This is a genomic window from Paenibacillus sp. FSL R5-0701, assembly GCF_037973995.1.
Taxonomy (GTDB): domain Bacteria; phylum Bacillota; class Bacilli; order Paenibacillales; family Paenibacillaceae; genus Paenibacillus.
Genome location: NZ_CP150230.1, coordinates 4,721,454 through 4,740,853 on the forward strand (window position 1 = coordinate 4,721,454; position 19,400 = coordinate 4,740,853).

The window sequence follows — 19,400 nt, forward strand, 5'->3', positions numbered from 1 at the left end:
TGAGCCCCTTAGCAGGCCAAAACTCCTGCTTAAGGGCGCCTTGGCCAAATCTAATAGACTTGTATATGTGGTACTACTCCATCCAGTTGTGGTGGAAGCTGCCTTCTTTGTCCACACGTTTGAACGTGTGAGCACCGAAGTAGTCACGTTGTGCTTGCAGCAAGTTGGCTGGCAAACGCTCTGTACGGTAGCTGTCGTAGTAAGAAAGAGCACTGGAGAAGCCAGGTACCGGAACACCTTGTTTTACAGCAGCCGCTACAACTTCACGCCATGCGTCTTGATAAGACTCAACGATGTTTTGGAAGTACGGATCCAAGAGCAGGTTTTTCAGAGCTGCGTCTTTATCATAAGCTTCCTTGATGTTTTGCAGGAACTGCGAACGGATGATGCAGCCACCACGGAAGATCATGGCAATGTTGCCGTATTTCAGATCCCAGCCATACTCATCGGAAGCTGCACGCATTTGTGCAAATCCTTGTGCGTAGGATACGATTTTACTTGCGAAGAGGGCTTTACGCACGCTCTCGATGAACGCTTTTTTGTCGCCAGAGAATGCTTCAGTCGCTGGTCCATTCAGGATTTTGCTAGCTGCTACACGCTCGTCCTTCATGGCAGACAGGAAACGGGAGAATACGGATTCCGTAATCATGGACAATGGTACGCCGAGATCCAGCGCGCTTTGGCTTGTCCATTTCCCTGTTCCTTTTTGTCCAGCCGCGTCCAGAATGACGTCAACCATTGGTTTCCCTGTTTCTGGATCGTATTTGGAGAAGATATCTGCTGTGATTTCGATCAGGTAGCTATCCAGCTCTCCTTGATTCCATTCCGTAAAGATTGCATGAAGCTCTTCAACAGAAACGTTCAATACGGATTTGAGCAAGTGGTATGCTTCACCAATCAACTGCATATCTCCGTACTCGATACCGTTATGCACCATTTTCACATAGTGTCCGGCACCGTCTGGTCCAATATATGTACAACATGGATCGTCACCGACTTTGGCCGAGATCGCCGTCAGGATCGGTTCAACCAGTTTATAAGCACTTTCCTGTCCACCTGGCATGATGGAAGGGCCTTTCAGTGCGCCTTCTTCACCACCGGATACACCTGTACCGATGAAACGAATGCCTTTGTCTTCCAACTCTTTGCTGCGACGTTGCGTGTCAGGGAAGTATGCGTTCCCTCCGTCAATGATGATGTCGCCCTCATCCAGGTGAGGAAGCAGTTGTTCAATGGTAGCGTCGGTTGCTTTGCCGGCTTGTACCATGATCAAAATTTTGCGCGGGGATTCCAGGGATGCTACGAACTCTTCAATGGAGAATGAGCCTGTCAGGTTTTTACCTTCAGCTTCTTTCAGAAGATCATTGGTTTTCTCCGGGGAACGGTTAAATACCGATACTGAGAAACCTTTGCTTTCAATGTTAAGGGCCAAATTTTTGCCCATGACAGCCAGGCCAATTACGCCAATTTGTTGTTTTGTCATCTGGTCCTCCATCCTTTGCTCCAATTAATTTTATTGAAATAAATTCTCAACAATACTCCCATTTTAACGGTTTTATGTATAGAAGTGAACCCCGTGGCACAGCTGCGCAACGAGAAAACACCCCAATCTGCTGAGGTGTTCATCGTATTTTCATAAATACGGCCTTATCTTGTCATCCTTCCAACATTAACAAATGTCCAGACAACTGTTTTAAGACTTGACGGCAAGCATTTGCTTTTTCGATATTATCCATCTGCATGGCCGTGTAGAGGCGCTCCAGTTCATCGTCCACTTCCATGCGCAGCAACATGAGCCTTTCCTCACCTTCACGCGAGAGGAACATTTCTTCCATCTCTTCCGCCGTCGGCGCAGGTTCCTTTTGAAAAATGACACGCTGTTTGAATCCGGAAACTTCCACGAGCCGAATGACTTCACCGAATAAAATGTTCTCCACGGTCATCTGCTGATCCTTGAACCGCTTCACAACTGCATGCCCGCGTGTATCTCCAATCAGCTTCTCCAGCCACTCTGCAAGTTTTGCATCCTTAATGATGTAATCCCCAGTCATCTTGTAGTTCCCCGTGCGTGTCTGTTGAAAGCGGAGCTTTACCAGCTTGCGGCCGGTCCGGACTGACAGGATAAAAAAGGATTCGTCCTCGCTCCAATATAGTGAATATCCCTCACGAATAAGGTCTCTGATCAAATTTTGGATATGCCGACGGTTGAACCGCAGCTCCAGATTGCAATATTCAACTTCATAACTCTTATTCACGGCACTCCCTCCATCTGTACCGGATCAACTCCGGCCCTCGTCTTCAATCGCTTCTACTCAATCGGCTTACCCTATTTTATACTTCATTTTATGTAAGGGTACTTGGTTATTTGACTATTTTTCACCGAAAGGACCGCAGGATTGCAGCTTTCCGCAGACGCACAGGGGCAAGCCCCCGATTATCGTGATATAACGGACGCGAAAAAGGGAGCTCCACGACCAAGACGGTTGGTGGAACTCCCTTTTCTTTTGCTTATTTGGCTGGAGCGGTGCGAAACGGATTGCGGGATAACACAAAGTGCACAACGGCAAGTCCTGCCATGACGATGGCACTGCCAATGAATGGGGCCGGATGGCTCACGTGGTCCCACAGCAGTCCGGAAACAATGGGGCCTACAACCATGCCTGATCCCTGCAATGTAAGGAAGAATCCCCAGATTGCTCCCCGCTCTCCTTTGGGAATCAGAGTGGCTACAAAAGCATTCCAGGCGGGCAAAATCATGGCATAACTGATGCCCACCAGCATGACAATACCAAACACCACCGGAATGGATGTTATGGAGGAGAATGCGAACAGACTCGCCGCCGCCATCAAAAAACCAACGTTCAGGAACGGTTTCGTGCCAAACCTGTCTACCATTTTACCTACAGGCAGCAAGGCAATAACGGTTATTCCACCTCCCGCAATCAGCAACAAACTGTAAAGGTTCGGTGAGATGTGCAGGTCTGTGCGTGTATATAGCGTGATTACTGGGCTAAGAAGCCCAATGACAAACGATTGCATAAACAAGGCAGGATACACGAGCGGATTAACATTAAGTGTGCTGCGTACCCGTTGCAGTGTGCCCTTCACACTCTTTTGCAGCCGGATGAACGGCGTGAGCAGATTCGGTTTGGCTGGATATTTCACATCACTATTCTTCGCTGCTTGCTCGGCATGCTCACCTTCAACAATGACACGTCCAGGAAGAATCATGGCCACCAGAATAACGAGAATGGCACAACCCATCAGCACGAGGAATATGGTTCGATAATCATGATGCGTGCGCTCCAGCAGCCAGTTCATGCCTATAGGTCCAAGCCCCGTTCCCCCTAGAGCAGCCATCTCCAGCGCCCCCATTGCTGTACCATTCTTGTTCTGTGGGCCTGACATCGCAGTCACTCCTGTCATGGCGCAAGGCCATAGTGGTGACGTACCAATGCCAAGAATGAGACAGGCCATGGCCAGTCCAAAGGCACTTTTGAGAAAAAGGATCATAATAACAGCGATTAAGGTACAGATTAGTGCTGTAACCATCGTTGCGCGGAACCCGATCCGTTCTGCTGCCCAGCCGGAAGGCGCCCGGAACAGATTATCACCCAGATATTGAAGAGCAAATGCCACACCAATGACGCCTGCAGACAGACCCAGTATATTGTCCATATACACGGGCAAAACAGCTACCAACAGGGCTCCTTTGATAATTTCAACTAGAAAAAGTGTCAGCCACATCGCGATAAAAAATGGTGATCGCAAAATTTTGGCTGGTTTTGTGTCGGTTTGCATTCTTTTTCCCCTTTCGGTGTTCATTTGCCTATTCCCTATCCTTAGTGTAACCGTGGGGAATGTGCCCAAATCTCGGCAATTTAAAAAATTGTCGATTATACTGTTGCATTCGGTTCTTAATTTGCTATACTCATCTTTGTTTACCAATTTTATTAGGAAGGGTTGTGACAGCACTGATGAATCACCACCGTACGCCGCTGTTTACCGCTTTAAAAAATCATGCGGCACTCAATCCGGTACAGTTTCATATTCCGGGCCATAAAAAAGGATTGGGAGCGGATACCGAATTCCGTGAATTTATTGGCGATAATGCCTTCTCCATAGATTTGATTAACATCGCACCGTTGGATGACCTGCATCAGCCAACCGGTGTCATTCAAGAAGCACAGATTTTGGCAGCAGATGCCTTCGGAGCCGATTATACCTATTTTAGTGTACAAGGCACAAGCAGTGCCATTATGACCATGATTCTGTCTGTATGCTCACCGGGTGACAAAATTATTGTGCCCCGTAATGTGCATAAATCGGTTTTGTCCGCCATTATTTTCTCAGGTGCGAAACCCGTATTTGTTTCTCCTTCTCAAGATGCCAATCTGGGCATTGACCATGGAGTGACTACACAGTCTATCCGTCGCGCACTTGAGCGTCATCCAGATGCCAAGGCATTGCTTGTAATTAACCCGACCTATTACGGCGTGGTTACCGATCTGAAAGAGATTGTAGAGCTGGCACACAGCTACCAAGTCCCTGTACTTGTTGATGAAGCACATGGCGTCCTCATTCATTTCCATGAGGATCTGCCGTTGTCTGCGATGGCAGCAGGTGCCGATATGGCTGCAACCAGTGTTCACAAGCTTGGTGGCTCCATGACACAGAGTTCCGTACTCAACCTGAACACAAAGAATGGGTTCGTGAATCCGCAGCGTGTACAGACGATCCTGAGTCTGCTCACCTCAACATCAACTTCATACATTTTGCTTGCTTCACTCGATACATCAAGACGTAACCTGGCACTCCACGGTCGTGAGATTGCACAGAAGGCGATTGAACTGGCTGAGTTTGCCAGACGTTCAATTAACGATATGGATGGACTGTATTGCTTCGGTAGAGAGTTGCTGGGTACAGAAGCGACCTTCAACTATGATCCAACCAAGGTAACGATCCATGTTCGCCATCTGGGTATTACAGGGTATGAGACAGAGAACTGGCTGCGTGAACATTACAACATCGAGGTCGAACTTAGTGATATGTACAATATTCTGTGTCTCATCACGCCAGGAGATACAGATGACAGTGTGGATATCTTGCTGAACGCTTTGCAGGATCTCTCCCGTACCTATTACCAAGTGAACCCGGCCCATGAACTGGTCGTAAAAGTACCGGATATTCCACAGTTGATGCTGACTCCACGCGATGCATTCTACGGTGATACCGAAGTGATTCCGTTTAAGGAATCCGCGGGACGTATTATCTCGGAATTCATCTATGTCTATCCGCCAGGAATTCCAATCCTGTTGCCGGGTGAGGTTATCACCCAGGAAAATATCGACTACATCATCGATCATGTCGAAGTTGGATTACCCGTCAAAGGACCCGAAGATCGCAGCGTAACCAACGTTAAAGTGATCGTGGAAGCCGATGCCATTTTCTAAAACAACTCCATCACCATGTGAATGGAATAAACTTGAAGGATCAAGCCTTAAGCTTGGTCCTTCTTTTATTTTATGAGACAAGCAAGTTTGCATTTTTCCGTCTATTTTTCTTACAATACAGTCTTGATAATGCTCATATACCTCTTAAAAACAAAACAAAAGGCCCCCTGAGATCAAGGAGCCTTCATGTTATGTTCCAAAAGAATGACTATTCTTGTGATGCAACGAGTTCGTTGTAAGCCGCTTCAACGCGGTTCCACTCTTCTTCGTCTTCAATATTGTAGAGCACCATTTCCTCGTCTTCTTCTTCCATACGCAGGATGATGCCGTCAGCTTCAGGATTGTTACGTTCCAGCAGGAGCGCATAAACATGCTTCTCCACGTCAAACGTCTCCACCAAAACCATCTCCACGTCTTGGCCGTTCTCGTCTGTTAATGTGAGAAGGACTTCTTCATGCTCGTGGTCGTGGTCGTGGTCTTGCCCGCATCCGCAGCCATCGCCGTGTTCATGTGTGTGATCGCTCATTGAAATACCTCGCTTTATAAATAGAAATTGTGTAACCTTGCATATCGTAACATGTTCAATGACCCAGGTCAATTTAACTCACAGGGTTATTTTCGCTTCAATCGTTCAGCGCTGTAATGATTTTCTCCGCTACCAGGACGTAGCTGCTGTTTGCATTTTCTTTAATATGAAAGCCAACTTGATACTTGCCAGCACGACTGAAATCATACGTAAAATCATATGTGCGGAACCAGAAGTTATCCTTCTGTGTCGTAAGCTCCTGTGACTGGATATCCTTCACCTGACCGCTTGGATTGGTAATCGTTACTTTCACCGCAGCTACATCTGCTGTCAGACTGTCCACTTGTGAAAATACATTGAATTTCAGCTTACCTACGTTAACGTTGCCAAATACAGTGTCTCCCTTGAAGAGAAAAATATGTACATTCGGTTTGATCACCGTTACTCTCTTGTTACTGCTGTCCCATTTGACGACGCCTCCGGCTTCTCTTACAGGTACATAGGTCGTTCCATCAATGAGATAACCTCCATCAGCTGCTTCCTTGCCGTTAATGAGAACACGAATCTTCTCGTTCACTGAGTCAGCAAACAATAAAGACCCGCCGAGCAAGGAGAATACCGTGACACAAAGCAATATTCGTTTCCATTTCATCCCGTCAATATTCCCTCCCCTGCTGCTAGCTGTTGTACATTTATACTGCAGATTCATCCACAAAGTTGCGCTGTTTTTCATCATTTTTCATTTTTTATCCAGAATTTTTTCCACCCCTTGGAATGCACAAAAAGAGGCGATCCTCATTAAAGGATGCCCCTAATCTATAATTGTTATATATACGGGATTATACGAAGAGTTATGAAGAAGTATGGCGGGTCAATATACAGGGAACGCCCTTGCCTAAAGCCCCTTCAATTCTCATACGTGCAGCATAATCCATTCCTCGTGTACAGGGTGTCTTACATCTCTCACATACATCCGAAGTGACCAACTTCATGGATACACGTATTTTATCACTCTTTAATGCGGGAGCTTTCTTGCCCTTTGCTTTTGCCATCCCGGATTCCCCATTTCCCCAAGTGCTTACTGATGTAGTCCATCATATGGGGATTCGCCCGGTTGTGTGTCTATTTAGAAAACGTATTTAAATAATAAAAATATGACAAGGAGTATACCTCCGAGAATGAGCCAGTTGCTGATCTCATACCAAATGCTCTTGCCTCCGGACAGGTATTTCTGTTCATTCTCCTGATGACGCTGACGGTGAGTATCGGTCTCAGAGCCATGGGGTGGTTTGCTAAAATCCATCATAAGTACATTCCCCTTTCAGCAGTTATGTGTAAACTTAATACCATTATAACCCATAATTGAGTGTTAAATTGATTTTTATGCTTAAAAAGGCTGTTTCATACAAATGGTTCTATTCAATAGCAGATAATTCTTCTTCTGTGACCCATTTGTGATTCTTTATCGAATCTCCCCCTGTTGTAGGGGTATAATCAACCATATATACCGTTGTCTGTTCAGAAGAGTCAATTGTGGCCTTGGCGCCCTTCATTCCTTTCATGTGATCAGCGCTCAACACTACCTCAGAACCTGCCGCATACGCTTGATCCGTATGGCCCTCAATTTCCTCATGGATAACCCATTTATGGTTTTGCACGGGATCTCCGCCTGTGGTTGGCGTATACGTAACTGCATATACCGTAGTCTCATATGCTCCAACGATCTTTGCTTTCGCACCCTTCATGCCCGACATGTGGTCGGCACTCATCAGCGCCTGGCTTCCTATTGGGAAGGTAGGATTGTTTTTTTCGTGCAGTCCTTCCGGTAGCTCTCCCGATTCAGAATGGTGCATCTCACCTGCGGCAGCTGTATGACTGCCATCGTTACTTTTAATAGTCTGCCGAGTCTCCTTGCCACATCCACTCAAAACCAAACTGCTTGTAATTAATATAGTCGATATGGTCAATACGTACTTTTTCATGTTCTGCACTCCTTTAATTCTATTTATACCATCATTATACCCCCTATAGGTATATCACAATCATTAATATTGCTTTTTCAGGGCAAAGCAAATCTTACAACGGAACAAAATAACACCAAAAAAACCTCCGATTTCTCGGAGGCTTCTTATCAACAACAAATAGTATCAATGATTACGCCAGTTCCACGTTAACATTCACGTTTCCTTTAATTCCTTTGGAATATGGGCAGTAGTCATGGGCAAGTTTCACAAACTTCTGTGCTGTCTCCTCGTCCAGACCAAGAATTTTAACTTCCAAATCGACTTGAAGCTTCACGCCGTTATCCTCAGAGTCCGTCACCAACATTACGGTTGCAGCTACGGTACTTCTCTCAATCTCAACTTTGTGTTTCTTCAATTGAAACTCCAGTGCGGAGTTAAAACAAGCACTATACCCTGCTGCAAACAACTGCTCCGGATTAGTAGCTGTCGTCACTTGTCCTCCGAGTTCAGGCGGTGCAGCAACATCCAGCATAAACACGTTATCTGGGGATTGTACGATGCCTTGACGTCCGCCTGTATTGATGACTGTTGTTTCATATAATGTTTTCATTTGTGAAAACTCCTTTAGTTGATTAGATTTATTTTGACTAAATTTTGATCTTTCTTTAATAGCTAACAATTACATTGTACACAATTAAATTGCGTATGTAAATAGCTAATATAAAAAAATAATATAGTTTAATGCTGCGTTTAAATGAATAGCGATGATGAGAATTATAATGTAGTTATTGGATAGCCTGCATCGAACCGTTAAGGAGGAATAACACGTTTGGAGAATAATTCATTTCTAACCCCGGACAAGCCCAAACATACAGTCAGAGCACTTTCTGAGGTGTTGGCTGTATCAACTAAACTTGGCCTGACTTCATTTGGAGGACCGATCGCTCATCTTGGTTACTTTCATGAAGAATATGTTCGCCGCAGAAAGTGGATGGATGAACGAAGCTATGCAGATTTAGTTGCGTTATGTCAATTTTTGCCCGGGCCTGCCAGCAGTCAAGTCGGAATAGGAATTGGCATCATCCGCAGCGGTTTGTTGGGGGGACTGGTGGCTTGGCTTGGTTTCACACTTCCTTCTGTCATTGCGTTAGTTTTGTTCGCTTTCCTTCTGCAAGGATTTGATATCAGCAGTACTGGCTGGATTCACGGCCTTAAGATTGTTGCTGTAGCTATTGTCGCTCAGGCGATATTGGGCATGGGGCAAAAACTAACTCCTGACCGTTACAGGGCAACCATCGCTATCTTTACTGCAGCGGCGACTCTTGTGTGGCAGACTGCGTTCACTCCAATCCTTTTTATTGTTATTGCAGGCATAATAGGCATGATTCATTTTAGAAAAATGACAGGTATTAAGACAGCAGACTTGTCTGTTCCGGTGAGTCGTAACTTGGCAATAGTCTGTTTGGCTACGTTCTTTGGAATCCTGATTCTTCTCCCGTTACTCACACCATTTGATCGTTCGGGATGGCTGTTATTCTTTGATAGCTTCTACCGTTCAGGATCACTTGTATTTGGTGGAGGGCATGTTGTACTTCCGTTACTGGAACGTGAATTTGTCCCTCCAGGTCTGATGAACAAGTCCGACTTTTTGGCGGGATATGGAGCAGCACAAGCTGTACCCGGACCATTGTTCACCTTTGCCAGTTATTTAGGAGCGATGATGCGTGGGGTTCCAGGTGCTTTGGTTGCAACGATTGCTATCTTTTTGCCAGCGTTCCTTCTGATCGTAGGCGCATTGCCCTTCTGGAATTCTTTATGCAAGAGCTCAAAAATCCAAGGAGCATTAATCGGAATTAATGCAGCTGTTGTAGGTATTTTGTTAGCATCGTTGTACGATCCGCTTTGGACAACCGCGATCCTAACTCCTGTTGATTTTGCACTGGTATGTATGTTGTTTCTAATGCTCGTTTTTTGGAAAGTAACACCCTGGATCGTTGTCGTTGCTGGTGCAGCAGGCGGTACAATCATGAACCTTCTCTAAATATAAAAGGTACCCAAACACTGCACTTCATTTTCAAAGCGTCCGTGTTTAGGTACCACATTACTTCAAGTATATCTTTCACCTATCCATGCAGATAATCTATTTATTCTCTTTGTCATTCCAATCAGTTACTCCAGATATCCACTTTCATCTGTGCACATTTGAAATACTTGGCCTCTGCCTTACTTGTAGTCAGTTTCAAAAGACATTGCAATTCTCCATGTTGGAACAACCCACCGCTAAGGTCAGCAGCAACACCGCCATATTGATCATCCGCACCAAGCCATACGGACGGTCTCTCGAACCCAGCCGAGAACTGTAATCCGGTACAGAGCAGCACAGTGAGATTCTTACGGTTCTGTGCTTCATCTCCTGCTACGCCATGTGTGGTGAAGAACACCATGTTTTGATTAAAATCCGTGTACGTTCCATCTGCTTTATAGGCACGGACCATACCATACTTCTGATTTACATTTTGAAAAAAGGTGATTCCGGCCTTGCTATCCTTCGATTTAATGCCAACCTGAACTGAGATTCCAATGTTCCCGTTTAATTGTAGCGCTTCCAAAGTGATTGCAATTGCGGTTACTTTTGAGCTGTCAATCAGATGTTTCATTTTCAACTCTGCCGTGGCTCCTGCCGTTGTTGGTGTTGTAACGGTTATGGTCCCTCTGTCGGGCAAAGGCTCAAACGTAGGGGTGCCCACCACCTCCACCCAATCCGGTAACATTCCATAAAGAAAATCGGCCACAAGCTGTTTGTGAACCTTTCCAAAGGGCACGATCTGACCTGCTGCATCACGTATAACCATCTCTACACCCCCACCGAATAGGCTACACCGATATTATGATCGGTATTGTAATACACGTACACTACGCCGTCCATAACGGACACCATTAAGGATTGCATGTTGGTCGTTTCCCAATTCAATGCCGGAAAATATATATTCGTAGGTTTGTCCAGCAGTTGACGAAAGTCTGCGCTGATCTTGGCAATGGCTGGCCGAGCTACAGTCGTAACCCCACCGGAAGCATAAGCCGACAACATGCCTATCCACCACATGCTCCCTTTGTACATAAATACACCAGCATTGGGTCTCGAAATGTTTTCTCCCGCACTTAAAGTGGCATCATTACCACCCATTAATTGCCTTGGATCAGCTAACCAGCTACGTCCGTCATGTGAATGCCAGATACATTTACGACCAAAGTCACCACCGCCCATCACCGAGAAACCGATCCATTTGCCGCCATTTCTGAAACACGAGAAGTAACCGGTATGACCATCACCAGGGAACCCAGGAGGTTTGTCCAAAATCAAACCCACTCTTGTCCAGTTGATCATGTCTACAGAGGTCGCAAGTGCCGTTGATTGATTGATCCCTAGACCGTTTTGTTGATAATACATAAAGAACAATTGTTCTTCATCGTTCCAGATCACAAATGGAGTTTCCGTCGAATTCCCAACCACGGTATCGAGATACACTTGTCCATGTTTGGTCCATGGTCCTGTCGGGCTGTTCGAATAGGCTAGTCCAATTCCTCCGATGTGATTATGGTTGGTAGAATACGTAGCATAATAATCTGCTTTTGCATCAGGGATAAGCCCTTTTACCTTGATCGCCCGAAACCAATAGATCGATTGCAGACCCGCCATTGCAGCGGTATAGATAGGATTGTCCATTTTTTTATCAAATTGAGGCGTGTACATCCGTCTGGTTTCTGCATCGCAATAATCATAAGGTGAAGTGAAACTGTTGGCTGTGACATTAGCAGTCTGTTCTGCCTGGATATTTTTTTCAATCATTGACATGTTACACAACCTCCTTAACGTTCAGGGTGACAATGTCCAATGGAGAGAAGTATACTAATTCCGATGCGCCCTTTAGTAGATTTGAGAGATCAACAACATTACCCATATTCGCAGCCGGCCCCTGAATAACACGAATGATAGAGCGAATGCCTGCATTATATGAATACGCTTTCATTTTGTTAATTCCTTTGCTTTCCTTACCGTTGTGATCAGTGACTGTCTCTTTCCATGGCATGCCCGGATAATGTTGATCCTTCATATTAATCCCTCCTATTGTTTTCTCACGATAAGTATATTCATGAAGTTACCTTTCTGTTAAAGCATCATGCCCATTTTAAGGCCTAATATTCCAAGACTGGTTTGCAAAACAACATAAAATTTTATCTCCTTTTAGACTTTTTGAAGGTTATATCTTTCCTATGGAGGGGAGTGAGTTGTGCAACCATCGGTTTGCTTTTGTTAAAATGACTAAACAGGCTAACCAATAACAATTGGCTAACCTGATTAGAGGAAGAAACTGCAATATAGATGTTCTCTTAAACAATTATTTCGTGGTGTTACAAGGGATGCTCTCTTCACTTTTTAAAACCAATGACTTATTACTCCGCAAAAAATGAAGATATGGGATTCGCTATTTTTTTATTGGATTTCTCCTTGCCTTGGTGATCCAATAGATAGTATTGGTAAAAATCGTTAGTGAATCCGATAGACTCCTGTATTTTCAGCTTAAAAGGTTCATATGCCGCATCACTCAGATGATCCTCATTCCAAAAATAATGAAGCATCAATCGATTCTGATTAAAGGGATGTTTGATCACATATGCACCAGCAGCGAGAGGTTCATTCATGGTATTTTTCCAAGGAAAACCTGTCTGTTTCGCCCGATCGATCATGCTGAACTTTAAAGCCTGCACCAACCCGTTTGACTTGGCATTGCCAATGACAATAAGGTTGCTGTTGCCGATCTCTTTTTTCATCTTTTGCTTCAGTTCCTTACGATCCCGTATAACGTCGTATTTCATACCGGTCATATCAAGGAATCCGGTCAACTGATTAACCATATCTTCCTGCTGTTTAGTTGCAAGTTTACTCACCTGATCGCTGAGCACAATGGTTAATTCCTCGCCTTGAAGGACTTTGTCCATCAATCGATTCATTACTTCATAAGGCAGATTAGGGATCATTCTCATGACAGCCTGATACTGTAGTTGTAACATGTCATGTACATAGGCGGCGGTCTCTTCCTGTGATAATTGGTATTCCGGCTTTAAAACAAAGTTAGGCTGATATAGGGCCATTTGCATTTCTGTACGTACTTCCTTACCAAGCACATCTTCAATGGTGTGGAGCAGCCCCTCTACCGTTGCATTTTGGTACACGTAGCGTTTGAAATATGTCCTCATGAACTCGTCAAATTTCTCTTCACCGACGGAACGGTAAAGCTGATAGATCGCTTGTCGCCCCTTCTGATAATATACCAAACTTGCCAAATCCCCAGCTTCATCGTTTGTTGACGCAATCGCCATATCTACGGGCGCAGTATCAAACTGTATGGATCTGAACCCATTTAGCTTGTCTCCCTGTTTCTCGGCAAAATACACCATGGAGAAATCAGCAAAGCCTTCATCCAGGAAGGATTCTGTCTCCGAGTTATTACCGATCAATGCATGGAACCACTGATGCGCTATTTCATGAACAAATGTTGTGTCTTCTTCTGGAACAGCACCATTTTGAATCTGTCCCATCTGAATGAGCCTCGCATACTCCACGGCAACGCCTTGTACATACGTTTCGACAATTCGGAACTCTGGATAGGGATACTTGCCATATTTTTCACTATAAAAATCAATGACCTTGAATGCCTGATTAATGTACCGGTCAACTATCTTTTTCTTGGATGGATCATCGTTAAAATAATAGTATTCCACCGTTAGACCGTTACGGGTAGCACGTTCCACTTGAAGATTAGGACTTGCAAAGAAAACAAACTCCCTCGTATTCTCGGCTACAGCAGACACTATCTTACGATCATGTTCTGTACTGTCTTGAGTGGTGATCGTGCCCGGCATGGCTACCTGATACTCATCAGGAACATTTAATTGAACTTCAAAGTCCGATGAGGTGTAATAATCGCTCTCAAATGTTCGACTATACGGTGCCTTGTTCCATTGATGCTTAACCTCGTCGTATACAGACATCACCGGGAACCCGTGTGCACCATTGATCATGTCCTTGTAGTAGGACACTCGCTGTGAGCCATAGGGTATATTCAACTGAAACTCCAGTTGGAATGATACCGATTCGCCTGGTTGAACGGGCTCTTTCAACTGCACGGTCAACGCTTGGTTTTCCTTATGGAAATCCAGCGATTGGCTATCTGCGGTTACAGCCTGAATATCGATGCCACCCAGAAAGTCCTCCGCTGTCTTCTCCGGATGATCTTCACTAATCTTCTCATTATGCTGTTGGTACATGCTCGCCTGTGTAGACTTGGAGAGGTTCGCATCAGCATATGTATGAAGGACCAGCTGCTGGAGTGCATCCTTGCTTGTGTTGCGATACGTTACCATCTCGCTCCCCTGGATTGTCATGTCCTTCTCATTCAACCGAGCCTGGATCTGGTATTGAATCGGGGTCTGCTCAAGAGAGTCTTTCTGTGTGTTATGTATCTTTGTAGATACAGGCGATAGGTCTGCTTCCGCGGCAACAACCCCCATTTTGACAAGTGGGCTTGTTGCCAGTATTAAAGCCAGTGTACCCGCGATCCCTACTCTGGCTAACTTTGATGTAAATGGGTTTGAATAATTCATAAGTTCTCTCCTTCTCCTGTTCTATGTTGACCTCAGAACCAAGTATAGAAGACGAACCTTACGCTGAATTTATGTTTTATTTAAGTTTTGTTTAAAAAGAGGAGAGAAAATGGAGCTATCGCAAATCGCATTCATGTTTGTATGTAAAAAAAAGAAGCCTTACATTGTAAGGCTTCTCGTGTATGATCTGTAGTGGGCTCGAACCACTGACCCCTACCCTGTCAAGATAGTGCTCTCCCAGCTGAGCTAACAGATCATGTATATAATTGTTTCCCAATCAAGTAACAGTATCATATCAAGTAACCGTGTTCATTGTCAATGATTTATTTGGTTATAATTCACCCAAAATGGTGCACAATAAAGGAAAGATTACCATTTCTACAACGAGGTGAATTCCCTATGAGAAACTTAACAAAACGGTCAAAATCCAATAAACATACATTCACCAAATGCTTCGTCCCCTGCGTTGGGCTTATGATTCTCATTACAACCGTTACTGGTTGCGGCTTGGAGAGGGATGAACATACGGTACAATTCCAACAATTACAACAGCCCAATGAAAATGGTGAGTCTCTGCCCGTCTGGCTGGACGTGTACTCCAAATCTGTAATTCAAGATGTGTATTCTCCGCGAGGAAGCAGTGAAGTCTTGCCGTGAAGGTTAACAGGTGAATTACTCATCTTCATCCCACTTGCGTGAATATGCTTTCTTCGTAACGTAATACAACAGAGTAATCATTCCCGCCGACATTAACAATGTAATTACCATGATGCCTGTCATGCCCATCACTACCCCCTCCTCTCCCAATATGTTCCAGACTTCACTATACAGGAAAAACATTTTTTTGTATAATTCAGTCTGATATGTCGCGCAAGAGCAGAAAGAAGGAATGGAATTGGCAGCTGAGATTAGTTATGTATCAACAGAAGAACAACTGGAGCAAGCCCTGGGAATTCGCCATCACGTTTTTGTGATCGAGCAACAGGTGCCTGCCGAGATTGAGATTGATCAATATGATGTCATCAGTCCGGATGTGCATCATGTATTGTTAAGTACAGATGGGCAAGCTGTAGCCACAGGACGTCTGATCTATTACAGCAAGGATACGGCCAAAATGCAGCGGATCGCGGTGCTTGAATCACATCGTTCATTTGGTTATGGACGTGTGCTTCTGCTCGCGATGGAGGAGCTGGCACGTGAACTCGGCTTATCCTATTCTGTACTGGATGCGCAGTGTCAGGCACAGAAATTCTATGAAAAACTGGGTTATGAAGTGATTTCGGAAGAACCTTTTTATGATGCAGATATTTTGCATGTTCGTATGAGAAAGAGCCTGTAAAACCTCCGCGTTGGCAGGTCTTTATTAGCATATAGTGCATACTTCCGATGAATTGGGATAGGCTAATCAGGTAGGCAGATTCCTATCTCGTCATATAAGGAGAGTGTGACATCATGGATCAAACAACACGTGAGAGTTTCACAGCTGTACAGAAAAATGGTGACGGTGACCTGACGGCCTTTCAGACTTCAGCAGGACGTGTACTGGATTATCAGCAGGCCCTTACAGAAGTACAGGCTGGCGCTATTGCCGGTGTGAATGTATTTAAAGGCAAGGATGGCGAAATGTACATTCGCGGCGATGCCGACGGTGACCCAACCAACAACCTGGACCAACTTCCCCATTTCTAAAATAGATGCACATGTCTTACATGTGACACAATAAGCACCGATCCGGTTACCCGGGTTGGTGTTTTCTTATGTTCCTAGAAAGTGTCTTCAAACCTACTGAAAGCCGAACTCAGGCCTACGAGCGGTAACGAATCTAAGGCGTCTTATTCAAGGATTTGAAGCCACCTTAGAGATCTAAGGAATCTGAGACACGCTATATCAGAATTTTTGGCCTTTTATAGCGTTTTTGCCAGGGGATTGCGGGAAGTAACTTGTCTGATGTTCCATACAATTTTAAAAAAGGAGGAACGGAAGGCCAAATAAGACGTCCTGTGTTTCTTAGAAATCATCTGCTCATTCACCAGGATCAGCCAACTTGGACTGCCAGGCTGTTTAGATGCTGACCTCCATCATCGTGTGCTTACTTAAGTTTGAAAGCACACCCTAATAGTCCGTAAAATATTTTACGGAATCACCGGAAGGCTGGCTTTTGTGAACCGGCTGTTGTACCTGTTCCCATGCCTGCAAAATCTGTATCCCTTCCAGAGTAGACCGGCTCTCCCAGGCGATGTGCCCGGTGCGTTCAAGCTCCAGCAAAGACTCATGAATGTAAGCTCTGCTTCGTCCCGTCTTGTTCTCCAGTTCATCCATTCGCGGCAGCCTGCGCCGTTGCCCTGCATAGTTCACCATAATACGCAAAATCTTGCGTTCAAAGTCGTTCAGCATACTTTACCTCCCCATTCAGATCGGTAACAGGACGCCATGCCAGAATACCTTGCTCCAGAAATGTTCGGGGTGAGCCTTCTTTTCCCGCTGATGCTCTAATCATCCCGCCACGTACACTGTTAATTCGAATCTGTCGCTGCGTAATCTGCCCTGCACGATCCATGTAGACAAGCTCCACCATCTGGCCAATATATTTCCCTAGCATAATCATCCCTCCGATAAGAACGTTTGTTTGTATTTTATATTATATGCGAACATAAGTTCTTTATTCAATAGTAAAAAAAGGTTTTTTGTAAAATAAAAAAACCAGACTTTCACCTTAATCATTAAGGCAGTCTGGTTCATAACGGAATCAGTGTCGATCCGATTCTGAAAATTGTACTTTCTTTAACTGTTGTGTAGATGGATTAAAATCAACATTCACATAAACTGCGAATTGCTTGCCGTCTTTCGCACGAACCCATAGCTTGAACTGTTCCCGTGATTGATCCGCTGTTAGAGAGGTGCGACCGATATGCTTATAGTCCAAAATATCCACATTATACTTGGTCTGTGTTTCTTTGACCGCAATAATTCCCCACTTCGCATAATCAGGGATAGCGGTCCCTGATCCTGATGTAATTCCAGCCAAACTCAGGACTACCGACATGACGGTAACGATGAGCATTCTCATTTCACTCACTCCTTGGGACAATATGTTTCTGTTATATTGCCCGTCCGGGTTTCATTTTACACGAATAAACGAAAGATCCAGGCCAGTGGCCGCAGGGAAAAAGGAACCACATGAACAAGCCGGTCAAACGAATCAGGAGGCTCCGTCCGGAAACTTATCCCCCAGTCATCCGAGAAAAAGTGTTGTTGTGTCTGTGGTTCCTGAGGACGCTCCAACCCGTATTTCTTTTCAAGTAACTGCCTCGTTGCTTCATCCACCTGAACCTCGTTCGTAACGACATATGCTGTGGCAGTCTCGCTGCTAATGTACATCAGAATCATTAGAAACATTACAATCCCAACTATTTGTATCCAACGCTTGTTCATCTCTTACTCCTTTATGGATTAATGGCTCTCTTCTCTTGTACGAAGACTTGTTTGAATGTTTTATTATACAAAAATTTTACCATAGTAGGAAATAACAAGTGGTAGAAAATATGCGCTTGCGTTATGCGATGCTTAAGTCCCATTTGGTTGTTTTTTTGTTTAAAAAACCCAATAGACGTGTAATAGGCCATGACAGAGTGACTTCACGATCTGAAACCCTACACGATCTGTAATACCAATTTGAGGAGGTTACACCCGAATGTTCAAACGCTTGGATGAAATCCTGATTGAGATTCCCAATGTCGAGAAGCCAGATCCGAATGCTGCGGCAGCCATACAAGAATTACTCGGCGGCAAATTCGGAGAAATGTCTACGTTGAACAACTACCTCTATCAATCGTTTAATTTTCGATCCAAAGAAAAGTTGAAGCCTTTCTATGACCTCGTCATGAGTATTACCGCCGAAGAATTGGGTCATGTTGAGCTCGTGTCTCATGGCATTAACAAGTGCCTTAGAGGTTCAACCGAGTACAAAGAACCCGACGATACGCCGCTTGGTTCCGTAAAAGATGCTCGTCTGTCGTATCACTATCTGGCAGGTGCACAAGGCGCAATGCCTTTTGACTCTATGGGTAATCCATGGACGGGAGCAAACGTCTTTAACAGTGGCAACCTAGTCGAGGATCTGCTGCATAACTTCTTCCTAGAATGTGGCGCTCGTACCCATAAGATGAAAGTATATGAGATGACGGATCACCCGGCAGCCCGGGAAGTGGTTGGTTTCCTGCTGGTACGTGGCGGCGTGCATGTTGTCGCATATGCGAAAGCACTTGAGATTGCAACTGGCGTAAATGTGACCAAGCTGGTTCCTATCCCTTCACTGAACAACAAAGCCTTCAACGAGGCTCGCAAATATGAAGAAAAAGGGGTACACACCAAACTGTACACCTATAGTGATAAAGATTTCAACACGATTGGACAGATCTGGAAAGGAACTCACCCCGAAGATGGACAACCTCTTGAAGTCATCCAAGGGATACCTGAAGGATTCCCGATTCCAGAAGCTCCTGCGGTCGAGGAAGAATTTGCACCGGGCATATCGCAAGAAGACTTTAAGGAAATTGCACGTCGTCTGAAGATGGCAGGGAATATTGCGGATTAAAGAACAATTTGTTTAACAGGTTCTTTCCCTATATATAGATTTTTTAACTCTATGTTTAAGTGAAGCCCTCGAACCCTGCTGCTGAATGCAGAGAGGATTGGAGGGCTTTGTTCTACTAAATTTATGATACCATTTTATGGTGCAAGATAAGTATATTGTATGCACGTCACTTCCTGATAATTTAGCTGTAAAAGTAAACC

Annotated in this window: 22 protein-coding genes and 1 tRNA gene; 6 read left to right on the forward strand and 17 right to left on the reverse strand. The window is 44.7% G+C overall.

The genetic code is table 11. The annotated features are described in order from the left end of the window. Window positions 1-73: 73 nt before the first annotated feature. The 3 genes from gndA to MKZ13_RS20840 form a co-directional block, all read right to left on the reverse strand. Window positions 74-1,483, reverse strand: coding sequence for an NADP-dependent phosphogluconate dehydrogenase (gene gndA / locus MKZ13_RS20830; RefSeq protein ID WP_237174432.1), 1,410 nt, complete (start codon window positions 1,481-1,483; stop codon window positions 74-76). Window positions 1,484-1,655: 172 nt separating this feature from the next. Then, complete coding sequence (locus MKZ13_RS20835) at window positions 1,656-2,255, reverse strand: hypothetical protein (protein ID WP_036614719.1); 600 nt, start codon at window positions 2,253-2,255, stop codon at window positions 1,656-1,658. A gap of 253 nt (window positions 2,256-2,508) precedes the next feature. Continuing rightward, window positions 2,509-3,801 (reverse strand): MFS transporter, encoded by a 1,293-nt coding sequence (locus tag MKZ13_RS20840; protein ID WP_339177860.1) that lies wholly within the window; start codon window positions 3,799-3,801, stop codon window positions 2,509-2,511. Between the two features lie 176 nt (window positions 3,802-3,977). Between MKZ13_RS20840 and MKZ13_RS20845 the strand changes: the two genes are divergently transcribed. Beyond that, window positions 3,978-5,453: an aminotransferase class I/II-fold pyridoxal phosphate-dependent enzyme gene (locus MKZ13_RS20845; protein WP_047844430.1), complete on the forward strand. Its 1,476-nt coding sequence runs from the start codon at window positions 3,978-3,980 to the stop codon at window positions 5,451-5,453. A 208-nt stretch (window positions 5,454-5,661) separates the two neighbouring features. Here the strand turns inward: MKZ13_RS20845 and MKZ13_RS20850 are convergent, their stop codons facing one another. The 5 genes from MKZ13_RS20850 to MKZ13_RS20870 form a co-directional block, all read right to left on the reverse strand. After that, entirely contained in the window at window positions 5,662-5,979 is a 318-nt protein-coding gene (locus tag MKZ13_RS20850) for a DUF1292 domain-containing protein (protein WP_036614722.1), read from the reverse strand. 97 nt (window positions 5,980-6,076) lie between these two features. Further along, window positions 6,077-6,631 carry a copper amine oxidase gene (locus MKZ13_RS20855; protein WP_036614723.1) on the reverse strand — a complete coding sequence of 185 codons (555 nt, stop codon included), beginning with the start codon at window positions 6,629-6,631 and terminating at the stop codon, window positions 6,077-6,079. Between the two features lie 474 nt (window positions 6,632-7,105). After that, the gene (locus MKZ13_RS20860) at window positions 7,106-7,285 is read right to left on the reverse strand and encodes a hypothetical protein (protein ID WP_017687398.1); all 180 of its coding nucleotides are present in this window, start codon (window positions 7,283-7,285) and stop codon (window positions 7,106-7,108) included. Window positions 7,286-7,394: 109 nt separating this feature from the next. Beyond that, entirely contained in the window at window positions 7,395-7,961 is a 567-nt protein-coding gene (locus MKZ13_RS20865) for a YdhK family protein (protein ID WP_339177861.1), read from the reverse strand. Between the two features lie 172 nt (window positions 7,962-8,133). Beyond that, window positions 8,134-8,553: an organic hydroperoxide resistance protein gene (locus MKZ13_RS20870; protein ID WP_017687397.1), complete on the reverse strand. Its 420-nt coding sequence runs from the start codon at window positions 8,551-8,553 to the stop codon at window positions 8,134-8,136. Window positions 8,554-8,772: 219 nt separating this feature from the next. Between MKZ13_RS20870 and MKZ13_RS20875 the strand changes: the two genes are divergently transcribed. Then, window positions 8,773-9,984 carry a chromate transporter gene (locus MKZ13_RS20875; RefSeq protein WP_339177864.1) on the forward strand — a complete coding sequence of 404 codons (1,212 nt, stop codon included), beginning with the start codon at window positions 8,773-8,775 and terminating at the stop codon, window positions 9,982-9,984. 124 nt (window positions 9,985-10,108) lie between these two features. Here MKZ13_RS20875 and MKZ13_RS20880 read toward each other — a convergent pair whose 3' ends face one another. The 5 genes from MKZ13_RS20880 to MKZ13_RS20900 form a co-directional block, all read right to left on the reverse strand. Further along, entirely contained in the window at window positions 10,109-10,795 is a 687-nt protein-coding gene (locus MKZ13_RS20880; RefSeq protein ID WP_339177866.1) for a hypothetical protein, read from the reverse strand. A 2-nt stretch (window positions 10,796-10,797) separates the two neighbouring features. Next, a complete protein-coding gene (locus tag MKZ13_RS20885) occupies window positions 10,798-11,796 on the reverse strand; it encodes a hypothetical protein (protein WP_339177869.1) in 999 nt (332 codons plus the stop codon). A 1-nt stretch (window position 11,797) separates the two neighbouring features. After that, window positions 11,798-12,055: a hypothetical protein gene (locus MKZ13_RS20890; RefSeq protein ID WP_339177871.1), complete on the reverse strand. Its 258-nt coding sequence runs from the start codon at window positions 12,053-12,055 to the stop codon at window positions 11,798-11,800. A 340-nt stretch (window positions 12,056-12,395) separates the two neighbouring features. Next, window positions 12,396-14,606, reverse strand: a complete 2,211-nt coding sequence (locus MKZ13_RS20895) for a M1 family metallopeptidase (protein WP_339177874.1) — start codon at window positions 14,604-14,606, stop codon at window positions 12,396-12,398. A 183-nt stretch (window positions 14,607-14,789) separates the two neighbouring features. Beyond that, a tRNA-Val gene (locus MKZ13_RS20900) sits at window positions 14,790-14,862 on the reverse strand. A 218-nt stretch (window positions 14,863-15,080) separates the two neighbouring features. On the opposite strand from MKZ13_RS20900, the gene MKZ13_RS20905 reads away from it, so the two are divergent. The 3 genes from MKZ13_RS20905 (at window position 15,081) to MKZ13_RS20915 (ending at window position 16,295) form a co-directional block, all read left to right on the forward strand. Beyond that, the gene (locus MKZ13_RS20905; RefSeq protein WP_339177877.1) at window positions 15,081-15,263 is read left to right on the forward strand and encodes a hypothetical protein; all 183 of its coding nucleotides are present in this window, start codon (window positions 15,081-15,083) and stop codon (window positions 15,261-15,263) included. 238 nt (window positions 15,264-15,501) lie between these two features. Beyond that, complete coding sequence (locus MKZ13_RS20910; protein WP_036614958.1) at window positions 15,502-15,945, forward strand: GNAT family N-acetyltransferase; 444 nt, start codon at window positions 15,502-15,504, stop codon at window positions 15,943-15,945. A gap of 113 nt (window positions 15,946-16,058) precedes the next feature. Beyond that, window positions 16,059-16,295, forward strand: a complete 237-nt coding sequence (locus MKZ13_RS20915) for a DUF3892 domain-containing protein (RefSeq protein WP_105410271.1) — start codon at window positions 16,059-16,061, stop codon at window positions 16,293-16,295. Between the two features lie 423 nt (window positions 16,296-16,718). On the opposite strand, the gene MKZ13_RS20920 is transcribed toward MKZ13_RS20915, so the two are convergent. The 4 genes from MKZ13_RS20920 to MKZ13_RS20935 form a co-directional block, all read right to left on the reverse strand. Continuing rightward, window positions 16,719-17,000, reverse strand: coding sequence for a hypothetical protein (locus tag MKZ13_RS20920; protein WP_339177881.1), 282 nt, complete (start codon window positions 16,998-17,000; stop codon window positions 16,719-16,721). Continuing rightward, the gene (locus MKZ13_RS20925) at window positions 16,984-17,205 is read right to left on the reverse strand and encodes a hypothetical protein (RefSeq protein ID WP_017687387.1); all 222 of its coding nucleotides are present in this window, start codon (window positions 17,203-17,205) and stop codon (window positions 16,984-16,986) included. The genes MKZ13_RS20920 and MKZ13_RS20925 overlap by 17 nt, the downstream gene beginning before the upstream one ends. A gap of 147 nt (window positions 17,206-17,352) precedes the next feature. Then, window positions 17,353-17,673, reverse strand: coding sequence for a DUF3889 domain-containing protein (locus MKZ13_RS20930; protein ID WP_221825383.1), 321 nt, complete (start codon window positions 17,671-17,673; stop codon window positions 17,353-17,355). A gap of 56 nt (window positions 17,674-17,729) precedes the next feature. Further along, a complete protein-coding gene (locus MKZ13_RS20935) occupies window positions 17,730-18,038 on the reverse strand; it encodes a hypothetical protein (RefSeq protein ID WP_339177885.1) in 309 nt (102 codons plus the stop codon). A 259-nt stretch (window positions 18,039-18,297) separates the two neighbouring features. Here MKZ13_RS20935 and MKZ13_RS20940 point away from each other — a divergent pair, with 259 nt between their 5' ends. Beyond that, a complete protein-coding gene (locus MKZ13_RS20940; protein WP_036614750.1) occupies window positions 18,298-19,200 on the forward strand; it encodes a manganese catalase family protein in 903 nt (300 codons plus the stop codon). Window positions 19,201-19,400: the final 200 nt, after the last annotated feature.

Coding starts and splice junctions, on each gene's coding strand:
- gndA (WP_237174432.1), bottom strand. CDS start 1,483: ATGACAAAACAACAAATTGGCGTAATTGGCCTGGCTGTCATGGGCAAA.
- MKZ13_RS20840 (WP_339177860.1), bottom strand. CDS start 3,801: ATGCAAACCGACACAAAACCAGCCAAAATTTTGCGATCACCATTTTTT.
- MKZ13_RS20845 (WP_047844430.1), top strand. CDS start 3,978: ATGAATCACCACCGTACGCCGCTGTTTACCGCTTTAAAAAATCATGCG.
- MKZ13_RS20850 (WP_036614722.1), bottom strand. CDS start 5,979: ATGAGCGATCACACACATGAACACGGCGATGGCTGCGGATGCGGGCAA.
- MKZ13_RS20855 (WP_036614723.1), bottom strand. CDS start 6,631: ATGAAATGGAAACGAATATTGCTTTGTGTCACGGTATTCTCCTTGCTC.
- MKZ13_RS20860 (WP_017687398.1), bottom strand. CDS start 7,285: ATGATGGATTTTAGCAAACCACCCCATGGCTCTGAGACCGATACTCAC.
- MKZ13_RS20865 (WP_339177861.1), bottom strand. CDS start 7,961: ATGAAAAAGTACGTATTGACCATATCGACTATATTAATTACAAGCAGT.
- MKZ13_RS20870 (WP_017687397.1), bottom strand. CDS start 8,553: ATGAAAACATTATATGAAACAACAGTCATCAATACAGGCGGACGTCAA.
- MKZ13_RS20880 (WP_339177866.1), bottom strand. CDS start 10,795: ATGGTTATACGTGATGCAGCAGGTCAGATCGTGCCCTTTGGAAAGGTT.
- MKZ13_RS20885 (WP_339177869.1), bottom strand. CDS start 11,796: ATGTCAATGATTGAAAAAAATATCCAGGCAGAACAGACTGCTAATGTC.
- MKZ13_RS20890 (WP_339177871.1), bottom strand. CDS start 12,055: ATGAAGGATCAACATTATCCGGGCATGCCATGGAAAGAGACAGTCACT.
- MKZ13_RS20895 (WP_339177874.1), bottom strand. CDS start 14,606: ATGAATTATTCAAACCCATTTACATCAAAGTTAGCCAGAGTAGGGATC.
- MKZ13_RS20905 (WP_339177877.1), top strand. CDS start 15,081: ATGATTCTCATTACAACCGTTACTGGTTGCGGCTTGGAGAGGGATGAA.
- MKZ13_RS20915 (WP_105410271.1), top strand. CDS start 16,059: ATGGATCAAACAACACGTGAGAGTTTCACAGCTGTACAGAAAAATGGT.
- MKZ13_RS20920 (WP_339177881.1), bottom strand. CDS start 17,000: ATGCTGAACGACTTTGAACGCAAGATTTTGCGTATTATGGTGAACTAT.
- MKZ13_RS20925 (WP_017687387.1), bottom strand. CDS start 17,205: ATGCTAGGGAAATATATTGGCCAGATGGTGGAGCTTGTCTACATGGAT.
- MKZ13_RS20930 (WP_221825383.1), bottom strand. CDS start 17,673: ATGAGAATGCTCATCGTTACCGTCATGTCGGTAGTCCTGAGTTTGGCT.
- MKZ13_RS20935 (WP_339177885.1), bottom strand. CDS start 18,038: ATGAACAAGCGTTGGATACAAATAGTTGGGATTGTAATGTTTCTAATG.
- MKZ13_RS20940 (WP_036614750.1), top strand. CDS start 18,298: ATGTTCAAACGCTTGGATGAAATCCTGATTGAGATTCCCAATGTCGAG.